General features: G+C 63.0%; 19 protein-coding genes, 1 tRNA gene and 1 riboswitch. Of the genes, 12 read left to right on the top strand and 8 right to left on the bottom strand.

From position 1 onward, the window contains the following. Positions 1-32 precede the first annotated feature (32 nt). Positions 33-179: riboswitch (ZMP/ZTP riboswitch) on the bottom strand. A gap of 41 nt (positions 180-220) precedes the next feature. Beyond that, on the bottom strand, positions 221-1072 hold the full coding sequence (locus ACFQND_RS22440; RefSeq protein ID WP_371439760.1) for a lytic transglycosylase domain-containing protein: 852 nt from the start codon (positions 1070-1072) through the stop codon (positions 221-223). Positions 1073-1922: 850 nt separating this feature from the next. On the opposite strand from ACFQND_RS22440, the gene ACFQND_RS22435 reads away from it, so the two are divergent. The 4 genes from ACFQND_RS22435 (at position 1923) to ACFQND_RS22420 (ending at position 12415) form a co-directional block, all read left to right on the top strand. Then, on the top strand, positions 1923-6011 hold the full coding sequence (locus tag ACFQND_RS22435; protein WP_371439759.1) for a DUF748 domain-containing protein: 4089 nt from the start codon (positions 1923-1925) through the stop codon (positions 6009-6011). A gap of 172 nt (positions 6012-6183) precedes the next feature. Next, entirely contained in the window at positions 6184-9024 is a 2841-nt protein-coding gene (locus tag ACFQND_RS22430) for a DUF349 domain-containing protein (RefSeq protein WP_371439758.1), read from the top strand. Next, positions 9021-9710 carry a PAQR family membrane homeostasis protein TrhA gene (gene trhA, locus ACFQND_RS22425; RefSeq protein ID WP_371439757.1) on the top strand — a complete coding sequence of 230 codons (690 nt, stop codon included), beginning with the start codon at positions 9021-9023 and terminating at the stop codon, positions 9708-9710. The genes ACFQND_RS22430 and trhA overlap by 4 nt, the downstream gene beginning before the upstream one ends. 194 nt (positions 9711-9904) lie before the next feature. After that, positions 9905-12415: a beta strand repeat-containing protein gene (locus ACFQND_RS22420; protein ID WP_371439756.1), complete on the top strand. Its 2511-nt coding sequence runs from the start codon at positions 9905-9907 to the stop codon at positions 12413-12415. Positions 12416-12486: 71 nt separating this feature from the next. On the opposite strand, the gene ACFQND_RS22415 is transcribed toward ACFQND_RS22420, so the two are convergent. Beyond that, positions 12487-13266, bottom strand: coding sequence for a M90 family metallopeptidase (locus ACFQND_RS22415; RefSeq protein WP_371440079.1), 780 nt, complete (start codon positions 13264-13266; stop codon positions 12487-12489). Between the two features lie 116 nt (positions 13267-13382). Here ACFQND_RS22415 and ACFQND_RS22410 point away from each other — a divergent pair, with 116 nt between their 5' ends. Beyond that, positions 13383-13862 carry a DUF3237 domain-containing protein gene (locus ACFQND_RS22410; RefSeq protein ID WP_371439755.1) on the top strand — a complete coding sequence of 160 codons (480 nt, stop codon included), beginning with the start codon at positions 13383-13385 and terminating at the stop codon, positions 13860-13862. Here ACFQND_RS22410 and ACFQND_RS22405 read toward each other — a convergent pair. The 5 genes from ACFQND_RS22405 to ACFQND_RS22385 all read right to left on the bottom strand — a co-directional run bounded on the left by ACFQND_RS22405 (position 13859) and on the right by ACFQND_RS22385 (position 18373). Next, positions 13859-14656, bottom strand: a complete 798-nt coding sequence (locus ACFQND_RS22405) for a UDP-2,3-diacylglucosamine diphosphatase (protein ID WP_371439754.1) — start codon at positions 14654-14656, stop codon at positions 13859-13861. The genes ACFQND_RS22410 and ACFQND_RS22405 overlap by 4 nt on opposite strands. 31 nt (positions 14657-14687) lie before the next feature. Beyond that, the gene (locus ACFQND_RS22400) at positions 14688-15194 is read right to left on the bottom strand and encodes a peptidylprolyl isomerase (RefSeq protein ID WP_371439753.1); all 507 of its coding nucleotides are present in this window, start codon (positions 15192-15194) and stop codon (positions 14688-14690) included. Between the two features lie 38 nt (positions 15195-15232). Continuing rightward, positions 15233-15931: a peptidylprolyl isomerase gene (locus ACFQND_RS22395; RefSeq protein ID WP_371439752.1), complete on the bottom strand. Its 699-nt coding sequence runs from the start codon at positions 15929-15931 to the stop codon at positions 15233-15235. Beyond that, positions 15928-17217, bottom strand: coding sequence for a L,D-transpeptidase family protein (locus ACFQND_RS22390; RefSeq protein WP_371439751.1), 1290 nt, complete (start codon positions 17215-17217; stop codon positions 15928-15930). Before ACFQND_RS22390 ends, ACFQND_RS22395 begins: the two co-directional genes overlap by 4 nt. Positions 17218-17305: 88 nt before the next feature. Beyond that, positions 17306-18373 carry a L,D-transpeptidase Cds6 family protein gene (locus tag ACFQND_RS22385; RefSeq protein ID WP_371439750.1) on the bottom strand — a complete coding sequence of 356 codons (1068 nt, stop codon included), beginning with the start codon at positions 18371-18373 and terminating at the stop codon, positions 17306-17308. 240 nt (positions 18374-18613) lie between these two features. On the opposite strand from ACFQND_RS22385, the gene cysS reads away from it, so the two are divergent. From cysS to ACFQND_RS22350, 7 genes are all read left to right on the top strand, one after another. Beyond that, on the top strand, positions 18614-20035 hold the full coding sequence (gene cysS, locus ACFQND_RS22380) for a cysteine--tRNA ligase (protein ID WP_371439749.1): 1422 nt from the start codon (positions 18614-18616) through the stop codon (positions 20033-20035). A 52-nt stretch (positions 20036-20087) separates the two neighbouring features. Next, positions 20088-20873, top strand: a complete 786-nt coding sequence (locus ACFQND_RS22375; protein WP_371439748.1) for a DNA-3-methyladenine glycosylase family protein — start codon at positions 20088-20090, stop codon at positions 20871-20873. Positions 20874-20896: 23 nt separating this feature from the next. Then, on the top strand, positions 20897-21874 hold the full coding sequence (locus ACFQND_RS22370; protein ID WP_371439747.1) for an acetyl-CoA carboxylase carboxyltransferase subunit alpha: 978 nt from the start codon (positions 20897-20899) through the stop codon (positions 21872-21874). After that, on the top strand, positions 21837-22856 hold the full coding sequence (gene tilS / locus ACFQND_RS22365; RefSeq protein WP_371439746.1) for a tRNA lysidine(34) synthetase TilS: 1020 nt from the start codon (positions 21837-21839) through the stop codon (positions 22854-22856). The genes ACFQND_RS22370 and tilS overlap by 38 nt, the downstream gene beginning before the upstream one ends. Positions 22857-22976: 120 nt before the next feature. Then, entirely contained in the window at positions 22977-24245 is a 1269-nt protein-coding gene (locus ACFQND_RS22360; protein WP_371439745.1) for an aspartate kinase, read from the top strand. A 35-nt stretch (positions 24246-24280) separates the two neighbouring features. Next, a tRNA-Ser gene (locus ACFQND_RS22355) sits at positions 24281-24373 on the top strand. A gap of 219 nt (positions 24374-24592) precedes the next feature. Then, entirely contained in the window at positions 24593-25486 is an 894-nt protein-coding gene (locus ACFQND_RS22350; protein WP_371439744.1) for a transporter substrate-binding domain-containing protein, read from the top strand. Positions 25487-25579: 93 nt separating this feature from the next. Here the strand turns inward: ACFQND_RS22350 and ACFQND_RS22345 are convergent, their stop codons facing one another. Further along, the gene (locus ACFQND_RS22345) at positions 25580-25987 is read right to left on the bottom strand and encodes an RNA-binding S4 domain-containing protein (RefSeq protein WP_371439743.1); all 408 of its coding nucleotides are present in this window, start codon (positions 25985-25987) and stop codon (positions 25580-25582) included. Between the last annotated feature and the right edge of the window lie 65 nt (positions 25988-26052).

The following is a 26052-nucleotide window of genomic DNA, read 5'->3' as shown; positions in this document are numbered from 1 at the left end:
AGACGTGGTCCCTGTCATCGGGTGGATGGAACAAGGGCTGCCCAGGCGAACGGCTGAACGCTGTGTGGATTCAAAACCGACTTCAGCGGTGCGCTTCCAAGTGGTGTCCCACGTCAGCCTTCGGGCTCGCCGGAACAGGTCCGGGAGCAAGAGGCCTATCGCCAGTTGCGCACCCCCCAAGTGTACCGCAGAGCGGTCGATGGCCGGGTGGCCGCGGGGATCAGGAACTGGCCAGCTCGGCCGCTTTGTCGCTGGACTCGGCCGGTGCGGCCTTGACGGGAATGGCGCGCGTTGATGCAGCGCCGGCGTGGTAGGGCGTAGCGCCGCTGCCGACGACCGCCAGCAGGCGGGCGTGTTCCGCCATGACTTTGCCTGCGTAGCCGCCATCGTCCTCGAGGTTGGCCGCGCCTACGTAATATTTGAGGCCGCCTTCGATGGAGCCCGCCCGGCTGATGCATTCCTGCAGCACCTTGACGCCTACGCGCAGGTTGGTCACCGGGTCGAATGCGGCCAGTTTGCCGCCGAAGTTGTCGTATTTGTCGTGATGCACCTTGGTCATGACCTGCATCAGGCCCTGCGCACCGACCGGGCTTTGGGCAAACGGGTTAAAGCCGGACTCTATGGCCATGATGGCCAGGATCAGCGTCGGGTCGAGCTTGGCCTTCTCGCCAATCTCGAAGGCGGCCGATACCAGGACGCTCAGCGGTTCAGGCGCCACGCCGTATTTGCGGCTCAGCCAGTAGGCAACGGCGGCCTGCTGTTTGGGCAGGTCTTTGGGGTTGGCCGCGGTGGCACGGTCAATCGCGGCTGGCTCCGTAAAGCCGATCGTGGCTTCCTGGCGCTCCTGCAGCCAGGCCATGAGCCTGGACTCACCGGCCTGGCGCAGGTCGGGGCGGGCGGTGAGGGTGATCACTGCAAACACAACGGCCAGGCCCAGCAGGGCAAAACCGTTATGGGTGATTTCGAAAAAGCCCTGCGTGATGTCGTCGGCAATGTTGGCAACACTGCTGCGGACACTTTTCAGGCGTGACTCAAGGCTTGACTTGAGTCCGGAATTTACTAGCGCTGTCATAGCACTCCTTTCTACGTCTGCCCGGCCCCTTTTTGCATTGGGGCCGCGCAGGCTTTGATTGGGTCGCCATCAAACCAGGTTTTGCCTTGTTGGCCCTGGTGGCATGAGACCCTGGTTTGACGCTGCCTGGTTCAGCCTGGAACCGGCAGTGCATTCGGGTTGTCCCTAGATTTCTAGGACTGGGCGGATTCTATGGGCTTGTTAAATAACCTGTCAATAATAATGGATTTGTTTTTTATATGTAAAAAGCATTTAAAACTGTATATTCAGGTTAAAACAGCCAAAATCAAGCGCTTAGGCCTGTTTTTTGATGGCCTGCTCTAAGTCAGGCTCCGGACACAGATTTGTAACGCGGCATGCCGGCAGGCCATCCCGGACCCAAATGGCGGCTGCGATGACCACCACTTCAAGAGTGTGGCAATCAAAGCTTGGTCTGTGATAGAAAAGTTTGGCTTGCCCCCAGGCCGGCATGCGTTTAACCTGCAATTGCCTGAACCATTCAGGCATCTACCGGGTAACCAACCCCGGCAAACCTGGGAGCAATCACTTGCTCTCACCGCACTGTGGGACGATTCATCTCCCTTTTGCGAAACGAGACGGCATGAGCTTTTTGGTTCGCCGTCAACCCCGGTCAGCTTTGCTGCCCGGGGTTTTTCATTTTGGGGCCAGGCACTGGCCACTTGCCGAAGCTGTCCACTCGGCTGGCTCCTGGTCGCTGCCGCAAAAGCCAGTCAAATGGTCAAGGTGCGCGTGCATTTTTAACGGCGCAGCTGCTGCCCAGCCAACATTGCGCATTTTTCTTCAAACAAATCATTGACGTTTGGGCGCTGGCGCTAAAAACTCTAGGCCTATGTCCAGTAATGAATTCAAGAATAAATGGTCGACCCTGGGTAAAACGCTTCCCGCCAGGGCAGGTGAGGTGGTCCGCTCGCCAAAGTGGCGGCGGCGTGCCGTCTGGTTCGTGGGGACTGTGCTGGTGCTCTGGGGGCTGGCGTATGCGCTGGTGCCCATGATCGTGAAGTCGCAGGTCGAGAAAATCGCCTCCGAAAAGCTGGGCCGCCAGGTCACCGTGGGGTCTGTGGACTTCAAGCCCTGGTCGCTGGAGCTGACCGTCAATGAGCTGGCCATCGCCAAGGGCGATAAAAATGCAGCAGGGGCATCCTCGGCCCCCGGCGGCGCAGCGGTTTCTGCGCAGGATTCCCCACAGCTCAGGATCAAGCGCATATATATAGATGGCGAACTGGAGTCCCTGCTGCGGCTGGCGCCTGTGGTCGATGCCATTCAGGTCGATGATCCTGTGGTGTCGCTCACCCATTTCGGCGATGGCCGCTACGACATCGACGACATACTGGCCCGCCTGCAGCCTGCGGCGGATGCGCCTGCCAGCGATCCGCCGCGGTTTGCGCTCTACAACCTGGTGCTCAGCAACGGGCAGCTCGACTTCAACGACCAGTCTGTGCACAAGGTGCATGAACTGCGCGCCTTGAACCTGTCGGTGCCTTTTTTGAGCAACCTCAAATCCCAGCGCGACGTCAAAACCGCGCCGCACCTGGCTTTCCTGCTCAACGGCAGCAGCTTTGACACCGCCGCCGAAGGCACGCCTTTCGCCCAGACCCACAAGACCGACGCCACCTTCAAGCTCAGCGGCTTCGACCTCACGCCCTATCTGGGCTACCTGCCGGCCAGCCTGCCTTTCAGGCTGCAAAGCGCCGTCCTCAATGCCGACACCAGGGTCTCGTTTGAACAAACGCCGTCGACTGTGGTCAGGGTTTCCGGCCTGGTGACGGCCGACAAGGTCCGCCTGCTCGACAAGCTGCACGGCGTCACGCCAAGTCCGGCCAAACCCGGCAAAACCACGGCGACGCTGGCAAGCCATGAGGTGCTGGCGTTTGACCAACTGCGCGTGACCATGGACGACGTGCGACCGCTGGAGCAATTCGTCAAGCTATCAAAGGTGGAACTCACTGCACCCACCCTCAGCGTCACGCGGGACCGGGCAGGGCAACTCAACCTGCTGCCGCCGGGCGAGCAGGGTGCTACAAAAAGCGTAGCTGGTCGCGCTCATGTACAGCCGGCTGCAGGCCTGAATGATGCAAAAAAGGAAGAAAAAACCGCAGTTGTGAGCGGCACGGCGTCCAGCGCCCCGGTCACGCCCGATGCATCCACGGGGCCCAAAACACCCAAGGTGCAGGCCGCAGCCGCCAGCCCCTGGAAAGTGCAGGTCGCCAGTGTGGCCGTGCGCTCCGGCAGCGTGAACTGGCTGGATGAAACCCTGGCTTCGCCCGCCCAGATCAGGCTGGCGGGCATCACGCTGGACGCTTCGGCGATTGCCCTGCCGTTTGCCGCCAGCGCGCCGCTGCAGTTCAGCGGTTCGCTGGGGCTGGATGCCCCGGCGCCGGCCGCTGCACCTGCGGGGAAAAAAGGCCAGGCCAGGCCGGAGCCCGTCGCTGCCACGCCTGCGCGGCTCAGCTTTGGCGGAACGGCGACCGACCAGGCCGCCCAGGTGACCGCGACGGTGGCCGCATGGCCGCTGAACATGGCCGCTAAATATATAGGCCAGTTTTTATTGCCCGCCCTGGGCGGCCAGCTGGATGCCCAATTGGGTGTGAACTGGAAGGCCGCAGGCGGAAGCGATGCAGACAAAGCCCAGGCGTTGCAAATCACGGCGCCGCAAATCGCCCTCAGCGACGTGTTGCTGGCCCAAGGCAAGGTTTCGCTGGTGTCGCTCAAGCGCGTCCAGGTCGATGGCGTTGATATTGACGTGCCGGGCCAGTCCTTCAAGGCGGCCAGGATGCAGCTCACCCAGCCCAAGGCGCTGGTAGGCCGCGATGCCGACAAACGCTGGATGTACGAGCGCTGGATGGTCGGCCACGGCGGCGCGAAGACCCCGCCGCCGACCACGGCCGCCACCAAAGCCAGCGCGCCATCGTGGGCTGTGGCCGTCAACGACGTGTTGCTGGAGGGCGGCGCCCTGTCGTTCTCGGACAAGGCGGGTGCCAAACCCGTGGCCTTTGAAGTCAGCGCCGTGAATGCCCAGCTCGGCGGCCTGGTGCTGGACGAAAGGCCGGCGAACAAGGCACAAGCCGCCAAGCTGATGCCGCTCACGGCTTCGCTGCGCCTGGCAACCGGCCGCTTCGAACCCGGCAAGCTCAGTTTCAAGGGCAACCTGGGCCTGGCGCCGATACAGGCGCAGGGCCAGCTGACGGCGGACCGCCTGCCGGTGCAGGCCTTTGAGCCTTATTTTGCCGATGCGATCAACATCGAACTGCTGCGCGCCGATGCCAGTTTCAGGGGCCAGGTCGCTTACCGCGACACGCCGGCCGGGCCGCACGCACAGGTGAGGGGCAACCTGGCGGTTGAAGAACTCAAGGCCAACACCCTGGCGCCCAGCGAAGACCTGCTGGCCTGGAAAGCGCTGAACCTGCGCGGCCTGAATGTTGCACTGGACCCGGCCAAGGCCACACGGGTGGATGTCAGGGAAACCGTGCTTACCGACTTCTTTGCGCGTGTGATCGTCACGCCCGAAGGCCGCATCAACCTGCAGGACCTGCTCAAGCCCGCAAGTTCCGTGGCGACGGCGTCCGGCACTGCATCGGTTACGGCACTCAAGCCGCCGGATGCTACAAAAACAATAGCTGGTCCCGCAGCCGGGACGGCGGCCGAGGCCCTGAATGACTCCAAAAGCGCGGTTGCAGGCACGGTTTCTGATGTTGTGGCTTCGGCTGCAACCGGGCCGGCACCCATCATCAACTTCGGCCCCGTGAGCCTGGTCAACGGCAAGGTACTGTTCTCCGACCATTTTGTAAAACCCAACTACTCGGCCAACCTCAGCGACCTGACCGGCAAGCTCAGCGCCTTTTCTTCGGTGTCCACCACGGGCACGCCGGACATGGCCGACCTTGAGTTGCGCGGCAGGGCCGAGGGCACGGCCTCGCTGGAGATACTGGGCAAACTCAATCCGCTGGCCAAGCCGCTGGCGCTGGACATCACCGGCAAGGTGCGCGACCTGGAGCTGCCGCCGCTCTCGCCTTATTCCGTCAAGTACTCGGGTTACGGCATCAACCGCGGCAAGCTCAGCGTTGACGTCAAATACCTGGTGCAGCCCGACGGCCGGCTGACCGCCAACAACAAGGTCATCCTGAACCAGCTCAGTTTCGGCGACAAGGTCGAGGGCTCCACCGCCAGCCTGCCGGTCAAGCTTGCCGTGGCCCTGCTGGCCGACCGCAACGGCGTGATTGATATTGACCTGCCCATCAGCGGCTCGCTCAACGATCCGCAGTTCAGCCTCGGGCCCATCATCGTCAAGGTCATCATCAATGTGATCGTCAAGGCCATCACCGCACCGTTCAGCCTGCTGGCCAGTGCCTTTGGCGGCGGCGGTGGGGACGAGTTGAGCATTGTCGGCTTCCCCAGCGGCAGCGCCCAGCTCTCGCCCGAGGCCAAGGCCGGGCTCGACAAAGTCGCCAAGGCCCTGCAGGACCGTCCGGCGCTCAAGCTCACCGTGGTGGGCACCAGCAGCGTCGATGCGGAGCGCGACGGCTTCAAGCGTGCCCGGCTCGACGAACTGGTGCGCGCCGAAAAACGCCGCAGCGTGGTGAAGGACGGCGGCACCGCGACTGCGGTGGTCAGCATCAGCCCGGCAGAGTACCCGGTGCTGCTCAAAGAGGTGTACAAACACGCCGACATGTCCAAGCCGCGCAACCTGGTAGGCATGGCCAAGGACCTGCCGGTCGCCGACATGGAGAAGCTGCTGCTGGCCGACATCAGGGTCAATGACGATGCCATGCGTGAGCTGGCCGTGCAGCGCGGCGTGGTCGTCAAGGACTACCTGGCGACCAAAGACCTGCCGGCCGAAAGGCTGTTCCTGGGCGCCGCAAAAGCAGTGCCGCCCGAGGCCAAATGGACGCCAAGGGCCGAACTGGAGCTGGCCAGCAAGTAGCCAAAATCTGGCCGCGCCTTAAATCGGCGAAAATAGCGCAATTGGCGTGAAGTGTTGATCTGTCGCGCCCATTCACCGTCTCACCCCAGTCGCAGTTGGCGGCGGCCCCATGGCCGTAGCCTGCGACTGTTTTCCGAACCGATTGAACCCCTTTTTTATGCTGCGCTTTCCCATGTCCAAATCATCCAAACCCGACACCACTGCAGCGCCCGTTGCAAAATCCAGCCCCGCCAAATCGCATGACGCCCATCCGCTGGACGGCCTCACGGGTGGCGCGTTTTCGGCTCCCACCTCGGGCGAACGCACCGCGCGCATCCGCACCTGGCTGGCGACGGAGCCGAGCGCCGAGCAGATGGCCGATGTCTACAAGGACCTGGCCAACCGCGACAAGGGCGCTGCCAAGCCGCTGAAGGAAAAGCTCGACGAGATCAAGCGCAGCAAGGGCCAGGAAGCCGTGGCTGCCGAATGGGCCGAAAAAGCGCAGGCATTGCTGGCTGCGCCCAAACTCAACCTGGCCGATGCCCTGGCCTGGCAGCGTGATGCCGCCAAAGCCGGCGCACCGCTTTCCAAAGAGCCGCTGGCCGGCCTCAAGGTGCAGCTGTCCGAGCGCGTCAAGACGATTGAAGACTTGCAGCACCGCACCCAGGTGCAGCGTGAGGCCGCCGTGCTGATCGCCCAGCGCATTGAAGTGCTGTCGATCAAGCCCTGGCGCGACGCAGAAGCTGCGCTGGAAACCCTGCGCGCCGACGTGACGCACTGGCAGGGCCAGGCCGACGAGATCACGCAGGACGCCAACTGGGCCAGCGTCGATGCCAAGTTCCCGCCCTTGCTGGACGCCTCGCGCGGCCAGTTGCTGGCGGTGTGGGATGCCTTCCAGGGCGCGATTGCAACGGCTGTCAAGGCCGCCGACGATGCAGCTGCGCCTTTGCCGGCCGTGCCCGTGTGGGCCGACGAGCTGCGCGTTGCGCGTGGCCTGCCGGCTGCTGCGGCGTCGGCCGGGGAGGGCGCGCGCCCACCCAAGACCAAGATTGACCCGGCTGTACTCAAGGACATGCGCGAAAAGGCCGCCGCCATCGTGCAGGAAGCCGTCAAGAAACTTGAACATGAAGTGACCGAAGGCCACGGCAAGGCCACGCCAAAAGTCGCCGCCGACCTGCGCCAGGCACTGAAGGAAAACATACGCAACATCGACAGCAAGCTTGAAGCCACGGCCCATGCAGCGCTGACGGCTGCCGGTGAACTTGAAGGCTGGCAGCGCTGGCGTGCCGACCAGATCCGCGAAGAGCTGGTCGTCAAGGCCGAAGCACTGGTGGCTAAACCCATGGGCGGGCGCAAGCAGCAGGACGCACTGCGCAACATGCGCGAGCAGTGGAAAACCAGCGACCAGGGCGGCACGCCCAACCACGCCTTGTGGAAACGTTTTGACGACGCCTGCAACGAAGCGCACAAGGTTGTCGAAACCTGGCTGGAGACCGTCAAGGAACAGACTGAAGCCACCAAGGCCCAGCGCAAGGTTTTGATTGATGAAGTGCTGGCCTGGGGTGAAGCCAACAAGGGCAATACCGACTGGAAGCAGCACATCCGCAGCCTCAATGGTTTTGTTGAAAAGTGGCGCGAAGCCGGCCACCTGAGCGAAAAGGCCTTTGCCGAAATCCAGCCGCAGTGGAAAGCCGCGATGGAGATCGCCGATGCACCGCTGACCGCCGCGCGCGGCGAAAGCCTGGCACGCCGCAAGGCCATGATTGAAGAGGCCCAGGTGCTGGGCGCCGAGCCGCAACTGCGTATTGATGCCGTCAAGTCGCTGCAGCAGCGCTGGCAGCATGAAGCGCAGGGCGTGCCGATCGAGCGCAAGCAGGAGCAAAAACTCTGGGACGCTTTCCGCAAGCCGATTGACGACGCCTTCCAGCGCAAGACCGCCGAGCGCGAAAAAGCCGCAGCAGCACTGGGCGAGTTTGACCGCATGGTGCTGGAAGCCTCCAAAGCCGTTGAAGCGGCGACGGCCAGCGGCGATGCGCAGCAAATCCACGCTGCCGCAAAAGCGCTGGAAGCCATCGTGCGCGGGCAGGTGCCCGTGCCGGCACCCCAGGCCGCAAGCGCCCCGGTGGCCGCTGAAAAGCCTGCAGTTTCAGAGCCAAACCAGCCCGCAGCCGGCGAGGAACAAGCGCAACCAGCTACAGAAACCATAGCGGAAGAAGCGCAGGCCGCGGCCACCGAACGCGCGACCGGGGCCGCAGCCGAAACCGCTGAACCTGCCGCAGAAGCTGTTGCAGCCGCGCCGGCCGAAGCAGCGCCAGCACCAAAACCCGCAGCCAAACCCATTGTGGCGATGCGCGGCGACGACCGCCCCGGCATGCGCAAGGCCGAGGCGGCACCTGCGGGCCGAGGCGGCAAGTTCGGCGACCGCAAGGATGCGCGTGGCGGCAAGCCAGGCGGCCCGCGCCAGAGCACCGACAACAAGTTTGAACCCTACCGTGCTGACCGCGAAGATCGTGGTGCGCGAGGCGGCCGTGATGAGCGCGGCCGCAATGATCGCCCGGCCTTTGAAGACCGCGGCCCGCGCCTCGGTGACGCCGCCTTCCGCGCCCAGCGCGAGGCATTTGAGGCGGCCAACACGGCCCTCAAAAAGCTGGCCATGCAGGCCCATGGCGAAGTGCTGACCAACCTGCTGACCGCATGGGAAAAACGCGATCCCGAGCAACTGCCAAGCGCTCAGGACCTCGGCAAGCTGGTCTCCCCCGCGGTGCGCAGCAGTTGGGTCAAGGCTGTCAGCACGCCATCGGGCAAGGATGCATCCGAGTCGCTGCTGCGCCTGGAGATGGCGGCCGAAGTGCCGACACCCGCCGAGCACATCAGCGCACGCCGCATGCTGCAACTGCAATTGCTGACCAAACGCAACGCACCGGCACCGGCAGAGACCTGGGGTGAAGACGCCGCCACCGTGCTGGCCGGTGACTTTGATGCCGGCAAAGCCCGCCGCGTGCAGACCGTGCTCAAGGCGCTTCTCAAACGATGAGTTCTGCCTCCGCGACTGCGGCCGTTCCTGCAGCTCTGCTGCAGGAACGGCCGCAGTCGCTTGGGGAGGAAATTGCCAACAGCATCAGCCACGGTGTGGCGCTGCTGGCGGCGTTGATTGCTTCGCCCTTCCTCGTGGTGGGTGCCGTGCGCCACGGCGATGTGCTGGACATCATTGGTGTCTGCGTTTTTGCTGCGACCATGGTTGTGCTGTACGGCACCTCCATGCTGTACCACGCGCTGCCTTCCATGCGTGCCGCGCGGGCCAAGCAGCTGTTCCAGGTGCTGGACCATAGCGCGATTTACCTCCTGATTGCCGGCACCTACACGCCGTTCACGCTGGGCGTTTTGCGCGGCCCCTGGGGCTGGTCCCTGTTCGGCCTGGTCTGGGTGATGGCGCTGGCCGGCATTGCCGCGAAGGCGTTCGCGGGCATACGCTGGCCGCGCCTTTCAACCGTGCTCTACCTGGCAATGGGCTGGATCGCCGTGATCGCCATCAAACCCATGCTGCAACTGATCCCGGCCTGGGGACTGTTCTGGCTGGTTGCGGGCGGGCTCTGCTATACGACGGGCGTGGCCTTTTTTGCGACCGACTCGCGTGTGCGTTATGGGCATTTCGTGTGGCACATCTTTGTCGCTGCCGGGACGGTATGCCACTGCGTCGCCGTGCTGTTCTACGCCATTTGATGGTGCCCACCGGACTGAGTGCATGCATGCACCTGTGCATTAAGTCCGGTGCCTGTTGTTATGCCGCGATAGCCTGGTAAATGCTGCATTGCCGCCGGTTGGTGCGACATGTAGCATGGGGCTCCATGGGCGTTTCGATCATCGGTGGCTTTCACTTGGCGGGCAGATGAAGTTCCCCTTCCGTTGAACGTCGCATGGCATCCCTCCGCAAATCCGCAATGACCTTCCGCCTCTGGCTGTGCGCTGCCGCCTGGTGCTGCGCGCTGCTGGGTCTGGTTTCTCCGGCCCTGGCACAGGTGTGTGCAGCGCCGGGTGTGGCTGGCACCCTGGCCGTTGCGGCGGCCAACACCGTCGTCAACACCTATTACCCCGGCACGGTTGCGGGCGGGACGGCGGGTGGCACCACCATCGGCTACACCAGCGGCTCCTCGAGGGGGGCGGCTGCCATCGCGGCCGGCGACCTGGTGCTCATCATCCAGATGCAGGACGGCACCGGCGCCACGACCACCAACAGTTCGGCCTACAGCTTTGCGGCCGCCGCAGCGGGGCGTTATGAATTTGCGCGTGTTGTCAGCCTGGGCACCAATGTGCTCAACCTCTCGGCGGGCCTGCTCAATGCCTATGTGCAGAACACCGCAACCGCAAACAACCAGACCTACCAGGTCATTCGTGTGCCGCAGTATTCGACGCTGACCATCAGCGCCGGCGGCTCCATCGTGCCGTCGCCGTGGGACGGTACCACGGGTGGTGTGGTGGTGGTGGATGTGGCCGGCGCCTTCACCAACAACGGCAGCATCAACGCCTCGTATGCAGGCTTTCGCGGCAATGCGGGCCTCTCGCTGGCAGGGGCCAGCGGGGCGGCGCAGCTGGACCTCACCAACATTGACTATGCGCGGCCCGATGCCTATGGCGCGCATGGCGGCAAGGGCGAAGGCACGGCGGGCACGCCTGACCGCATCCTGAATGTGTTCAGCGCGCCCGGCGTGCTGCTGACATCGGGCACCACCTCGGCCAACGGCACTGCCACCAACGCAACCACGACGGCCCAGAGCATTTCAACCACCGCGGCCTACCTGACGGCCACTAGCCGCAGCTATAACGGCGGCTCCCGCGCGGCCGGTGCGCCTGGCAATGCGGGCGGCGGTGGCGACGACTCCGACCCGGCTGCCAACGACGAGAATTCCGGCGGCGCAGGCGGCGGCAACAGCGGCGCGGGCGGCCGCGGCGGCAATACCTGGAACACCAACTTCGCCCTCGGTGGTTTCGGCGGCAACACGACCACGCCGCTGCTGGCAAACAAGCTGACCCTGGGCGGCGGTGGCGGCTCAGGCAGCACCAACAACGCTTTCAACCTCGATGCCTCGGGCGGCGCGGGCGGCGGACTGGTCTTCGTCAAGGCCGGCACGGTGGGCGGTACCGGCTCACTGCTGGCGAATGGCCAGGCTGGCCGCTCCATTCCCCTGGCCAACAGCGGAAACTGCCCGAACAATGGGCCCAGCAGTTGCGACGGCGCGGGCGGCGGCGGTGCCGGTGGCGGCATCGTGGTACTGGCCAGCTCAGGTACCGTCGCACTGGCGCAGGTGCGCGGCGGCCAGGGCGGCAATATCAACGGCACCATCCACGGCCCGGGCGGCGGCGGCGGTGGCGGCTTTGTCATCGCATCCACCGGCATCACGGTGACTACCAACTTCCCCGGCGGGATCGCAGGGCTGACCAATGTCAACACCACCCCCTCGGCCTACGGCGCCGGCGCCGGCGGCAATGGCGCGTCGGCTGCCGTCAGCAATGCGGGCCTGCCGGCCAATGCGGGCGGCCTGCCTGCCAACTGCCTGCCGGCGCTGACGACCACCAAGCGCACGTCCACACCGGCAGCCACCACCATCGTCTCCCCGCCCGGGACGAGCACCTACTCGATCGTTGTCGCCAACCCGGCGGGCGAGGGCGATGCGCGCGGCATCAGGCTGTACGACCCCAGTCTTCCGGGCGGCAGCGCCACTGTCGCCAACCCGCCCTTGCCGACAGTGGTTTTCAGTACAGTGCCTAGCGCCTGCGCCCTGGGCACGCGCACGGCCAGCGTTGACCCGGCCAACGGCGCCACGTCCACCTTCACCGCCGGCACCTTCAATTTGCCGGGCGGCTGCACGCTGACCTACACGTTCACCGTCAATGCATCGACCAGCCTGCCCAACGGCACCTACAACAATTCGGCCCTTGCGTTTTTCCTGGACCCGACAGACAGCAGCGGCTCGCGCACCGTCACCACCGCCTTGCCCCCGGCTGCGTCGGGGCTGACGGCCAACACCAGTTTCACCACGGGCGGCACGGTGGGCGGCAGCAATTACGACGGCAACAACGCCGCCAACACGGGCGACGACATCCGGGTGCAGCGCAGCGCCAACCTGCAGATCAGCAAAACCGATGGCCTGACCAACGCCACGGCCGGAGGCACCACCAGCTATACCGTCACGGTCGCCAACCAGGGGCCTTCCGATGGCTCGGGCACCGTGCTGACCGACCCGGCCGTCAGCGGCCTGAGCTGCACGGCTGTGACTTGTTCCGTGGTTTCGGGCGCCGCAAGCTGTCCCCTTGCCGGCAGTGTCACCGTGCCCAACCTGCAGGGAAGCGGCATTACCCTGGCGACCTTTCCTGCGGTGTCTTCGCTGGCTTTCAGCCTCACATGCGGCGTGACGGCGACCGGGCAGTAGCGCCGGCCGCAGCAGGCCCGCGATGGTCGTTTACTGGCTGCTATTAAATCAATAGCTGGTGACGCGCATTCTTACTGGGTTGCAGCCATTTTCGGCCTGTAAAACTGGTCAAAAAGGGCGGTCAAGGGCGCAAAATCCACGGAAAACCGCTCACGGTTGACGAAGTAGGCCTCGCTGGCTACCGCAAAGAATTCCACCGGCGAGGTCGCGCCGTAGGCGTCCAGCCAGGGCCATTCGGCGCCGAAGCGCTCGGCCATGGTCACCTGTCGCCTGAAACCCTCGTACGCCGCCTGCATCACGGCCTGCCATTGCGCGCGAGCGGCGCGCGAGGGCAGCGGCGGTGCGCCGTTGGGCGCGCCGTCGTACATGTCCAGCTTGTGGACGAACTCATGGATCACCACGTTGTGGCCCCGCTCGTCGCCGGGCGTGCTGGCGTCCTCCCAGCTCAGCGTGACGGGGCCGTGCTGCATGGCCTCGCCGGCCAGCACTTCGCGGTAATGGTGCACCACACCGGCGGCATCGGTCACTTCGCGCCGGGCCACCATGGCGCCGGGATGAACCACGATGCCGGTGAAGCCGTTGTAGTACTTCAGCCCGATGCGGATCACCGGCAGGCAGGCCTGGGCGGCGATGGCGACCGCCATGGCGTCGGTGACTTCCAGGCCGTGGGCGCCGGTGAATTCCTTCTTCGCCAGGAAGCTGCCCGTGAGCTTGCGCAACTGTGCCTTGTCGGCAGCCGGCAGGGCGGCGAGAAAAGGGTAGTGCGCTAGCGTGCGCTGCCACAAGGCCTCGGGAATGGGCCTGGGGGCGAGGCCGGTGCGGGTAAGAAGCTTTTGCAGCCAGGTCGGCATGAGGGGCGTGGCAGTGGTGTGTTGAACGGATGGCGTACTGGTTTCAGGCGGCATGGGTAGACTAGGCTATGGCCCGTAGCCCTAATGCCATTCAACCCGAACAACCGGAGCCCATTGTGACGCCATCCACAGACCCGCTTGCGCCGCCTTCGCTGCAGTTTTTTGCCGACCTGTCGGTCACGGTCGGCAAGCCGCAGGAGGTGGGCGCGACGGCGCAGGGCTTGCGCCGCCTGATCCCCATCACCGGCGGCAGCGCGGCAGGTGTCGGCTGGACGGCGCAGGTGCTGGCCGGCGGTGCGGACTTTCAACTGGTGGTGACCGGGCGCATGGCGATTCTGGACGCACGGTATTGCCTGGAGACCGATGGAGGTGACCTGATTTATGTGGAGAACCGCGCCATCCGCAGCGGGCCGCCCGAGCTTATTGCACGCCTGGTGCGTGGCGAGCCGGTAGACCCGGCGCAAATTTACTTTCGCTGCAGCCCGCGTTTTGAAACCGCATCGCCCGCCTTGCAATGGATCACCGAGCGCATGTTTGTGGGGACCGGTGTGCGCCAGCCCGACAAGGTGGTGATGCGGTTTTTCGAACTGGCTTAGGGGCTGACGCGCGACAAGTCAATACGCTGCAGGCCGCTGGCAGACAGGCGCATCACTTCCGCGCGGGGTGCTGTGGCCTCGTCGGGGGCTATATGCCAGTCGCTGAGCACCACGCGCCTCAAGCCATCCAGCAAATCATGCTCCGCCGGCTTGTGCGTGTGGCCGTGGATCAGCGTGCCGGCGTTGGCGGCAAGCAGCCACTGCCGGGCGCTGGGGGCGTCCACATCGGCGTACACGGCGCCTGATTTCTTTTTGGCCTCGCTTTGCTGGCGCAGCGCGCTGGCGATAGCCTGGCGTTCTGCGAGCGGTTTTGACAGGAAATCGTGTTGCCACTGGGGGCTGCGTACCTGCCGGCGGAACTGCATGTAGTCCACGTCGTCAATGCACAATGCGTCACCGTGCGAGAGCAGCCAGCGCGCACCTTCGAACACCAGTACGGTGGGGTCGTCCAGCAGGGTCGCGCCGCACAGATCCATCAGCCGCTGCCCCACCAGGAAATCACGGTTGCCATGCATGAAAAACACCGGCAGCCGGTGGGCCGCCTGGCCCAGCACCTGGGCGCAGCGGCTTTCAAAACCAGGCTTGTCGTCGCCCACCGCGTCGTCGCCTATCCAGACTTCAAACAAATCGCCCAGGATAAACACAGCATCCGCCGGCGTGCTTTGCATATAGCGCTGCCATGCCGTGAAGGTAGCCGGCTCGCTGATGTGCAAATGCAGGTCCGAAATAAAATCGACCGTGCGCCAGGAAAGCGGGGCAGTTAACTCCGCTATGTGGGGCACGGTCGCAGCCATGGAAGGCGGACTGGATTGAACGGGCAGCGGCTTAGAGCGCGACAGCCTTTTCGATGATCACATCGGTTTGCGGCACATCGCTGTGGCCGCCCTTGTTGCCGGTCTTCACGCCTTCGATCTTGTCAACGACGTCGCTGCCGCTCACAACCTTGCCGAACACGGCATAACCCCAGCCGGAACCGCTGGGTGCCGTGTGGTTGAGGAAGTTGTTGTTGGAGGCGTTGATGAAAAACTGCGAGCTGGCCGAATGCGGTGCGTTGGTGCGCGCCATGGCAATCGTGTACTTGTCGTTCTTCAGGCCGTTGGTGGCTTCGTTCTCGATCTCGGCATCGGTGGCTTTTTGTTTCATGCCGACTTCAAAGCCGCCGCCCTGCACCATGAAGCCGGGGATCACGCGGTGGAACACGGTGTTGCTGTAGTGGCCCTTGTTGACGTAGCTCAGGAAATTAGCGACGGTTTTTGGTGCCTTGGCCGCGTCGAGTTCAAGCGTGATCACGCCGTGGTCCTTGATGTGGAGTTCTACTTTTGGATTGCTCATGATGGTCCTTTGGGGTCTGGTCGTCCGGATGGACGGGTTTAGTTGAGGAGGGTTGCAGATTTGATGAGGACCGGCGTTTTGGGCACGTCGGTAGGGAAGGGGCCGCCTGCACCCGTGGGCACGGCCTTGATCTTGTTGACCACATCCATGCCGCTCACGACCTTGCCGAAAACGGTGTAGCCAAACAGTTGCGGCGCATTGACAAGCTGCGCACGCGGCGTGTTTTCGTAAACGCGGCCCTGGAATTCAAATTTGGGCACCGGGTCGCCGGGCGGAATGATGGTGGGGTTCAGGAAATCGTTGTCCTTGACGTTGATGAAGAACTGGGCCGAGGCCGAGTTGGGATCACCCGTGCGCGCCATGGCCACCGTGCCGGTCACGTTTTTGGGGCCGCCTTTGGCCAGGGCTTCGCGGCCTTCATGCGCGACGGGCGGGCGTGTGGGCTTTTGCGCATAAGACGCATCAAAGCCGCCGCCCTGGATCATGAAGTTGCTGATCACGCGGTGAAAAATCGTGCCGTCATAGTGTTTGTCCTTGACGTATTGCAGGAAGTTCTCGACGGTCTTGGGTGCCTTGTCGGGATAGACCTCAATGACAAAATCACCTTCGCTGGTGACGAACTTGACCTTGGGAGCGGTTTGCGAAAACGCCGGTGCGCCCAGCAGGCTGCATGCTGCGAACGCAAGGCCTGCGACGGCCAGGCCGGCGCGCCTGGAGGCGGAGACGGGGGATTTCATCCGATGATTCCTTCGTAAAATATTTTCCACTGGCTGCCCTGGCGGCTCCAGTACTGGCGCTTGATGCGGCCGGTTTTTGCGCCCTGGGCCAGCTCGGCAAAGGTTACCACCATCGTGTCGGCGCTGTCGGTCCAGCGCAGGTAAGACACATCTTTCAACTGGACTGCCCGGCCGGCCAGCTTGTCAATTTCACTGCGCAGGATGGGTGTCCACTGGGCCAGCGTTTTGCCGTTGCTGGTGAAGTCAGGCGCATACCAGCTGGTGGTGCGCGCAAGGTCGCCGCTGGATTTGGCCGCGTGCCAGCCCTTCAGCGCGTCTTCAAACGGCTTGCTGTCGGCCTTCACGGTTTGCGGCGCAACCCATGTGAGGTTTTGTGCAATCACCACCGGTGTGGTGCGTATCGCAACCGTGCCTATGATCCGTTCGAGGTCGGGGTTGGCAATCACCACACAGCCGTCGGTGGCCAGCGGCGCGCGTGAGTACTGGGCCGGCGGCGTGCCATGCAGCCAGATGCCGCCGCCGGTTTTACCGCGCTTGATGTCCAACTGGTTTGGGTAGTTGACCGGCAGCGCGCCCGAACCGTAAAAATCCTTCAGCGACTTGGGGTTCAGGTTGCTGGTGATGAAGTACACGCCAAGCGGCGTGCGCAGGTCGCCTTCGACCTTTTTTTCAATGCCCAGCTTGCCTACGGAAACGTAATAGTCGGCCAGCAGCTTCATGCCCGTGCTGGTGTTCTCAAACAGGTAAAGCCTTGACTTCGATGCGTCCACGGCAATCGCGTGCTTGTTGGCGGCGGACAGCGCCAGGAACTGCGAGGGGATCGTGCCTGGGGCAGGGCGGTCGCGCAGGGCCTTCAGGCGCAGCAGCGATTCATCGCGAAGTTCGGCCAGCGCGGGGCCGGCCGCCCTGGCAGTGGTGTCTGGCACGTCGCCAACCATGCGCACCGGTCGTATTTGCGCGGCCAGCAGGTCGCCATAAACCAGTTGCGCCAGCTGGAAGTTCGGGTGGTCCTTCACCAGGCCTTCGGCTTTGGCCAGCGCGTCGCGGGTCCTGGCCTGGCCAATGAGTTTGTAGATGTCTATCAGCCGGGCTTCCGCTTCGCCGTCGCGGGCAACGGCCTTGACCGGGACCGGCGTGCGCGCCTGGCGGGAAGCGGCCTTGCGTTTTTCCGGCGCAGCCGTCTGTGCGGATTTTTTGCGTTTTTTGCCGTTTTCAGCGTGCGCAAGCGGCGCTGCCAGCGTCAGTGCAAACGCCGTCAGCAAAATGACTGGAAATACCCTCTTCATGGGCGTCAGGCGGGAGTGCACACGAAAAAACCGGTCAGGATGCAAGAAAAGCGCAACACGCTGCGCTTGTCAAATCGAAAGCCCTCCATCAGTTGCCTGTGGATTCCCTGACGATGACCCAGCGGTCGCCTGCCTTGACCATGTCCAGCGTTTTGCGGCTGGACACATTCAGCGAGTCGGCGCTGTAGCCCTGCTTGAATTTGGCCGTGGCCTTGTCGCCATTGACGGAGACCGTGAGGTTTTCCAGTTTGACGCTGATGCGCGATTTGCCGACGATGCGCGCGCGGCGGTCTTCTTCCCAGGCCTTGCGGGCCTGGCCGCCGGGCGCGGCGAAATCCTTGCCGTAGCTGCCCAGGTAGCCGTTCATGTCCTTGGCGGCCCAGGCGGCGGCCCATGCGCGAACAGCGGCTTCCACGTCTTTTTCTGCGCCGCTGGGGGCTGCGCTCGCTGCCGGGGCTGCTGGTTTGGGCGCGACAGGCGCGGGCGCTGCTGCCGGTGCGGCGGCTGGAGGAGGTGGCGGCGCGGCTGCTACCACTGTCCTGGCCGGCGGTGCGGCAGCAGTCACCGGGCCGGAGGCTTGCGCGCCGGCTGCCGGTTTCTGGCCTTTGGGCTCCGGTGCAAACAGGGTCCGGATCAACGCCAGCTTGGGTTGCACCGCGGTATTGCCGCCGTCAAGTTGCAGGGCCTTGCTGTAGGCCTGGCTGGCGAGTTTGGCATACACGTCGCCCAGGTTCTCATGCGCAGTGGCATAGCTGGGGTTGGTGCGGATGGCCATTTCAAGCGCGGCCCTGGCCTTGTCGAACTGGTTCTGGCCGGCGTAGAGCACGGCCAGGTTGTTGTAGGGCTCGGGCAGCTCGGGATAGTCCTGGGTAATCTGGGTGAAGGTGGTGATCGCATCAGCCGGCTTTGCGGCTTCTGTCTGGATCACGCCCTTGATAAAGCGCATTTGCGGGTCGCGCGGCTTGCCGGCCAGGTACTGGTCGGCCTTGGTCATGGCTTCGGAGAGCTTCCCGGCCCGCACCAGGGCATTCACATCGGTGTAGTCGTCAGCATAAACAAGCGTCGCAGACAGGGTGGCGGCTACACAAAGCACGCGCAGGGCACCGGAAAAACCGGCAAATGGGGGCCGCTGCGGATGGGATGCTGGATTGAACATAAGTCCTCTGCAATTTGGGTGCTTTTGACGTGGGAAGCGGGCTGGATATACTGGCGGATTGTAGCTGAGGGGTATAGTTCTCCTGCACCCGTATCACCCGTGATTTCCAGCACCTCGCTGCACCGCCCTTTTCTGTACGACCCCCTTTAATACCTGCTTCCTGCATGCCCAGGCCATTGAGACGGCGCTTTTCCAGCCCCTTTTGACTGCCTTGAGGCAAACCACGCACCCAGACAATTCATGAGCCTCCGGATATACAACACGCTGTCGCGTGAAGTAAAAGATTTTTCGCCCCTGATTCCAGGCCAAGTCCGCATGTATGTATGCGGCATGACGGTTTACGACCTGTGCCACCTGGGTCACGCGCGCGCCATGGTGGCGTTTGACGTGGTCCAGCGCTGGCTGAAAGCAAGTGGCCTGAAGGTCACCTACGTGCGCAATGTCACGGACATTGACGACAAGATCATCAAACGCGCCGTCGAAAACGGCGAAACCATACGCGCGCTGACCGACCGCATGGTCGAGGCCCTGCACCAGGACGCCGATGCGCTGGGCATAGAGCGGCCTACCCACGAGCCGCGCGCCACCGAATTTGTGCCGCAGATGCTGGGCCTGATCGCCACGCTTGAAAAGAAAGGCCTGGCCTACCAGGCGCAGGCCGGGACCGGCAAGGGCGACGTCAATTACGCCGTGCGCAAGTTCGAGGGCTACGGCAAGCTGTCGGGCAAGTCGCTGGACGAGCTGCGTGCCGGTGAGCGGGTCGATGTGCTGGACGGCAAGGACGACCCGCTGGATTTTGTGCTCTGGAAGAGCGCCAAGCCCACCGAACCCGAAGATGCCAAATGGGACAGCGCCTATGGCCAGGGCCGCCCTGGCTGGCATATTGAATGTTCGGCCATGGCCTGCGAACTGCTGGGCGAGTCGTTCGACATCCATGGCGGCGGGGCCGACCTGCAGTTTCCGCACCATGAAAACGAAATCGCGCAGTCGGAAGGCGCTTTTGGCAAGCCCCTGGCCGGCACCTGGATGCACAACGGTTTTGTGCGCATGGACAACGAAAAGATGTCCAAGTCGCTGGGCAACTTCTTCACGATCCGCGAGATCCTGGCGAAGTATGACGCTGAAACCGTACGCTTTTTTATCATCCGCGCGCACTACCGCAGCGCACTGAACTACAGCGATGCCCACCTGGACGACGCCCGCAACTCCCTCAAGCGCTTGTACACCGCACTTCATTCCGTTCGCCCTGAGCTTGTCGAAGGGTCGGCTGCGGCAGGCCCAGCCCGAACGGGAATTGACTGGGCCAACCCGTTCGCGGCACGCTTCAAGACCGCCATGGATGAGGATTTCGGCACACCTGAAGCCGTGGCTGTGCTGTTTGAACTGGCCGGTGAAGTGAATAAAACCGGCTCGGCCGAGCAGGCCGGTTTGCTCAAAAGCCTGGGCGCCTGCCTGGGACTGCTGCAAGGCGAGCCGGGGGCTTACCTGCAGGCGGGAGCCGGGCTGGACGACGCCAGCATCCAGAAGCTGATCGCGCAGCGTGCCGCGGCCAAGGCCGCCAGGGACTTTGCTGCGGCCGACCTTATTCGCAAGGACCTGCTCGCGCAGGGGATTGTGCTGAAAGATTCGCCTGCCGGCACGACCTGGGAGGCGAAATCGTGATTTTTTCAAGCCTTTTATGTCCGCGGCCCCCTCTTCATGAGCGCAGCAAGCTATGAAAAAGATAGTGAAAGCGCCGGCCGAAAACGTTGAAAAAGCGGTAGCCGGGTCCAACGGACTTGTCGTGGAAAGCAGTCCAGAGTACTGGACCGAGGCTTGCAAGCACCTGGTCAAAAAAGACCGGGTGATGAAACGGCTGATCCCGCAGTTTGGCGATGCCTGCCTGCAGTCGCGCGGCGACGCCTTCAGTACCCTGGCGCGCAGCATTGTCGGGCAGCAGATATCCGTCAAGGCGGCGCAAACCGTTTGGCACCGCTTTGTGGCGCTGGCCGAAAAACCCAGGGCTGCCAGCCGGAAAGCCGCCTCGGCGGCAGGCGTTGCACACGAAGCGACCAACGCCGGGGCCTTGATTGCGCCAGCCAATGTGCTGAAGCTGAAGGTTGACGACATGCGCGCTGCGGGCCTGAGCGCGCGCAAGGTCGAGTACCTGGTGGATCTGTCGATTCACTTCGACACGGGAACCGTCCACGTCAAGGACTGGGCGGCGATGGACGATGAAGCCATCATTGCCGAGCTGGTGGCGATTCGCGGCATAGGCCGCTGGACCGCCGAGATGTTTTTGATTTTTTACCTGCGGCGGCCCAACGTGCTGCCGCTGGATGACGTCGGCCTGATCACCGGTATCAGCCAGAATTATTTTTCTGGTGAATCCGTCAGCCGAAGTGACGCGCGCGAGGTGGCCGCCGCCTGGTCGCCGTATTGCAGCGTTGCAACTTGGTATATTTGGCGATCGCTGGACCCACTTCCGACCTCAACGGTCCTGGGCACCGGGCCGAATTGATTTGAATCCCTGAGGAGTACGACATGGCCAAAAAAACCTTCCTCGATTTCGAGCAGCCGATTGCGGAGCTTGAAGGAAAAATAGAAGAACTGCGTTATGTGCAGACCGAGTCTGCGGTTGATATTTCGGAAGAAATCGACCAGCTCGCAAAAAAGAGCCAGCAGCTCACCAAGGATATTTACAGTGACCTGACCTCGTGGCAGATCACCAAGATCGCCCGCCATCCCGAGCGTCCCTACACGCTGGATTACGTGCGCGACATCTTCACCGATTTTGTCGAACTGCACGGTGACCGGCACTATGCCGATGACCTGAGCATCGTCGGCGGCCTGGCCCGTTTCAACGGCACGGCCTGCATGGTGCTGGGCCACCAGAAGGGCCGCGACACGAAAGAGCGCGGCCTGCGCAACTTCGGCATGAGCAAGCCCGAGGGTTACCGCAAGGCACTGCGCCTCATGAAAACCGCCGAGAAGTTCAAGCTGCCGGTGTTCACTTTTGTCGACACGCCGGGCGCTTACCCCGGCATAGACGCCGAAGAACGCGGCCAGTCCGAAGCCATTGGCCGCAATATTTTTGAGATGGCGCAGCTTGAAGTGCCCATCATCACCACCATCATCGGCGAGGGCGGCTCCGGCGGCGCGCTGGCGATCTCGGTCGGCGATCAGGTCGTGATGCTGCAATACGCCATCTATTCGGTCATCAGCCCCGAAGGCTGCGCTTCCATCCTATGGAAAACATCCGAGAAGGCAGAGCTGGCCGCCGACGCCCTGGGCATCACAGCGCACCGCCTCAAGGCGCTGGGTGTGATCGACAAGATCGTCAATGAGCCGGTGGGCGGTGCACACCGCGACCACAAGCAGATGTCTGCGTTCCTGAAGCGTGCCCTGAACGACGCCTTCCGCCAGGTCAGCGACCTGAAGGTCAAGGAACTGCTGGACCGTCGCTACGAGCGCCTGCAAAGTTATGGCCGCTTTACCGACACCAAAGCTGACGCCAAATAAGCTGCCGGGTGTTTCGGCCGCGTCCGCCGGCCTGAACCGTCCCAACCCGGCGCTGGCAGCGCTGGATCGAACCCCTGCGTTTTCTCCACTCGGTGTTGCCTACAGCGGCGGCGCCGACTCCACTGCCTTGCTGCTGGCAGCGGCGCAGCGCTGGCCGGGCCAGGTCAGCGCCATCCATATCCATCACGGTCTGCAGACGGCGGCAGATGATTTTGTGCGCGTATGCGAAACCACTTGCGCCGGCCTCCATGTGCCGCTGCATGTGGTGCATGTCGATGCATCCCACGCTGCGGGCGAAAGCCCCGAGGATGCGGCGCGGCGTGCGCGTTATACCGCGCTGGCTGGTGCGGCGGCACAACTCGGTTTGGCTTGTGTGCTTCTGGGCCAGCACGCCGATGACCAGGTGGAGACCCTGCTGCTGGCCCTGAGCCGGGGCGCAGGCTTGCCCGGTTTGTCGGCCATGGCGGCGCAGTTCGAACGCGGCGGCGTCATGTTTTACCGCCCGCTGCTGACAACGCCCGCCGCCAGCCTGCGCAACTGGCTGCTGCAAGAGCAGGTTCCCTTTGTCGATGACCCGACCAACACCGATGAGCGTTACACCCGCAACCGGATTCGCGCACGCCTGTTGCCGGCTTTGCAGGATGCTTTTCCGCAGTTTCGCGAGACCTTTGCGCGCAGTGCCCAGCATGCGGCTCAGGCGCAGACAGTGTTGCAGGAAGTGGCACGCGAGGACCTGGCCCGCATCGGGGCGCCGCCGGTGATCAAGGCCCTTCAGGCCCTGTCCAGGGCGCGGCAGGCCAATGTGCTGCGGCACTGGCTGCTTGAAGCCCACCAGGCCACGCCCAGCACGGCGCAGCTGGATCAGCTGCTCGACCAGGTCGCGGCGTGCACGACGCGCGGCCACCAGATCCACCTCAAGGTGGCGCTGGGCCACGTGACGCGGGCCGGTGCCGCTCTGGGCTTCAGCGGCCCTGCAATCTAGGTAGTTCTCCTAGGTATAATCGTGGGCTTTGCCGGGGTGCCATGGCTACTTTACAGAAGAAGACAGGCACCAAAGACCGGCAAGCATTGTTTGCAACCAACTCCTGATTGACATCCTGCAATGGCATTGATCGTTCATAAATACGGTGGTACATCGATGGGCTCGACCGAGCGCATCCGCAATGTGGCCAGGCGCGTCGCCAAGTGGGCGCGGGCCGGCCACCAGATGGTCGTTGTTCCGAGCGCCATGAGTGGCGAAACCAACCGCCTGCTGGGCCTGGCCAAAGAGCTCTCGCCGGCCAAACCCGGCGATGCCTACAGCCGTGAACTCGATGCACTGGCCGCCACCGGCGAGCAGGCCTCCAGCGCGCTGCTGGCCATTGCGCTGCAGGCCGAAGGCATGCCCTCGGTGAGTTACGCCGGCTGGCAGGTCGCCATCAAAACCGACAGCTCCCACACCAAGGCCCGCATCGAGTCGATTGACGACGCAAAAGTGCGTGCCGACCTGGATGCCGGCAAGGTTGTCATCATCACCGGCTTCCAGGGCGTGGACGAAGGCGGCAACGTCACCACGCTGGGCCGTGGCGGCTCCGATACTTCGGCCGTGGCCATTGCGGCGGCGCTCAAGGCACACGAATGCCTGATCTACACCGATGTGGACGGCGTTTACACCACCGACCCGCGTGTGGTGCCGGAGGCGCGCCGCCTGCTGACCGTGAGTTTTGAGGAGATGCTGGAGATGGCATCGCTGGGCTCCAAGGTGCTGCAGATCCGTTCCGTCGAATTTGCCGGCAAATACAAGGTGCCGCTGCGCGTGCTGTCCAGCTTCACCGATTGGGACATTGACATCAACGTAGAAGCCAAATCAGGCACTTTGATCAGTTTTGAGGAAGACGAAAACATGGAACAAGCCATCGTATCGGGCATCGCATTCAACCGCGATGAAGCCAAAATTTCCGTACTCGGCGTGCCGGACACCCCGGGCATTGCGTACCAGATCCTGGGCGCCGTTGCGGATGCCAACATCGAAGTCGATGTGATCATCCAGAACATCGGCAAGGAAGGCAAAACCGACTTCAGCTTCACCGTTCACCGCAACGACTACGCCAAGGCGGTCGAGCTGCTCAAGGCGCAAGTGCTGCCCAAGCTCGGCGCCGACGAAATCACCGGCGATGCCAAGATCTGCAAGGTCAGCATCGTCGGCATCGGCATGCGCAGCCATGTGGGTATTGCCAGCAAGATGTTCCGCGTGCTGAGCGAAGAGGGCATCAACATCCAGATGATTTCCACCAGCGAAATCAAGACCTCTGTGGTGATTGACGAGAAATATATGGAGCTCGCCGTGCGTGCATTGCACAAGGCTTTTGACCTGGACCAGCCCGCAGGCTGAAAACAGGCTTTAAGTCGTGAGATAATCAGATTATTGGAAACGTGACCGAGTGGCCGAAGGTGCTCCCCTGCTAAGGGAGTATGGGGTGTAGAGCCTCATCGAGGGTTCGAATCCCTCCGTTTCCGCCAATACAAAAAGCCGCCTTCGGGCGGCTTTTTTGTTTCCGCATGTTTTTTGCACTTGCGATGGACCTGGGCGCACTGTGGGTAATCCATGAGTTTTCGCCATGGGTTTGTCGCGAAAATGAATCCCACGCAATCCCGGGGTGTTCCTGCGCTGGTGATGCGGACCTTCATTCGCTGTTCATTGTGCAACTTGCTGCCCATCCATTTCCGGAGAGGATTCATATGAAGTTTTCGACACTCATGACCGCCGTGCTGCTGACTGCAGGCCTGTTGGCTGCCACGTCGGGCGCCAGTGCGCAGACCCTGAAAAAAGTTGCCGACAGCAACAAGATCACCGTCTCTTATCGCGAGTCGTCCGTGCCTTTCAGCTACCTGATCGGTTCGACCAAGGCGGTTGGTTTTTCTGTGGAGCTGACAGAAGCCATCATTGACGATGTGCGCAAGAAGGTCAAAAAGCCCAACCTTGAAGTAGCCTACATGCCCGTGACTTCGCAGAACCGCATCCCGCTGCTGGTCAACGGCACTTACGACCTCGAATGCGGCTCCACCACCAACAATACGGCCCGTGGCAAGGACGTCGCTTTTGCCATCAGCCATTTCTTTACCGGCACGCGTTTGCTGGTCAAGAAAAGCTCGGGCATCAAGAATTACGCTGACCTGGCCAAAAAGACGGTGGCCAGCACCACCGGCACCACCAATGCGCAGGTCATCCGCAAATACAGCGCCGATAAAAACCTGGACATGCAGCTCATCCTGGGCAAGGACCATGACGACTCGCTGCTGCTGGTTGAAAATGATCGCGCCGTTGCATTTGCAATGGACGACATCCTGCTGTTCGGGCTGATGGCCAACTCCAAGAATCCGGCTTCGCTGGACGTAGTGGGCGACTCCTTGCAGGTGGAGCCCTACGGCTGCATGTTGCGCAAGGACGACCCCGAGTTCAAGAAGCTGGTCGATGGCACCATTTCCCGCATGATGAAGTCCGGCGAGTTCTCGCGGCTGTACACCAAATGGTTTGAGTCGCCGATTCCTCCCAAGGGCGTGAGCCTGAACCTGCCCATGAGCCAGCAGCTCAAGGACAACCTGAAAGCGCTGAGCGACAAACCGGCGATGTGAGGCCTGGAGCGCTGGGTGCAACGCATTTTATGCACTGAAAGTGGCTGGATTCCAATCAGGACGAGCGCAGCAAGCTACTAAAAATATAGCGGGCTAATCTGCCGAAGCGCTCCAGCGGCTGCCCCAGGCCTTGACCTTGTCGATGTCGCGCCGGTCACGTTTGGTGGGACGGCCATGCTCCAGGCTGCCGGCCGGCTCCTGGTTCAGGCGGCGCTGCTCGGCGGCCTGCGCCCGTAGCGCCAGGCTTTCCGCAGTTTCCTCATACAACTGCTGCGCCACCGGCGCGGCGCCGCGCTGGCTGCTGATGCCGCGCACCACCAGCGTGCGGATGACCGGGCCTTGCCGCAGGCTCACGGTGTCGCCGACCTTGACCTCGCGGGCCGGTTTGGCCTCGAGCTCATTGATGCGCACGCGCCCCTTGTCGATCTCTTCCACGGCGAGTGAGCGGGTCTTGTAAAAACGCGCGGCCCACAGCCATTTGTCTATGCGTAATTTTTCCATTAATACCTGTTTGGAGCCAACGGCTTGAGAATACCGCGTAGCGAAGGGCCGTCCCGAGCCGGACG

Source organism: Polaromonas aquatica (assembly GCF_042659145.1).
Classification (GTDB): Bacteria; Pseudomonadota; Gammaproteobacteria; order Burkholderiales; family Burkholderiaceae_C; genus Polaromonas; species Polaromonas aquatica.
This window is presented reverse-complemented; position numbering and strand designations above follow the sequence as displayed.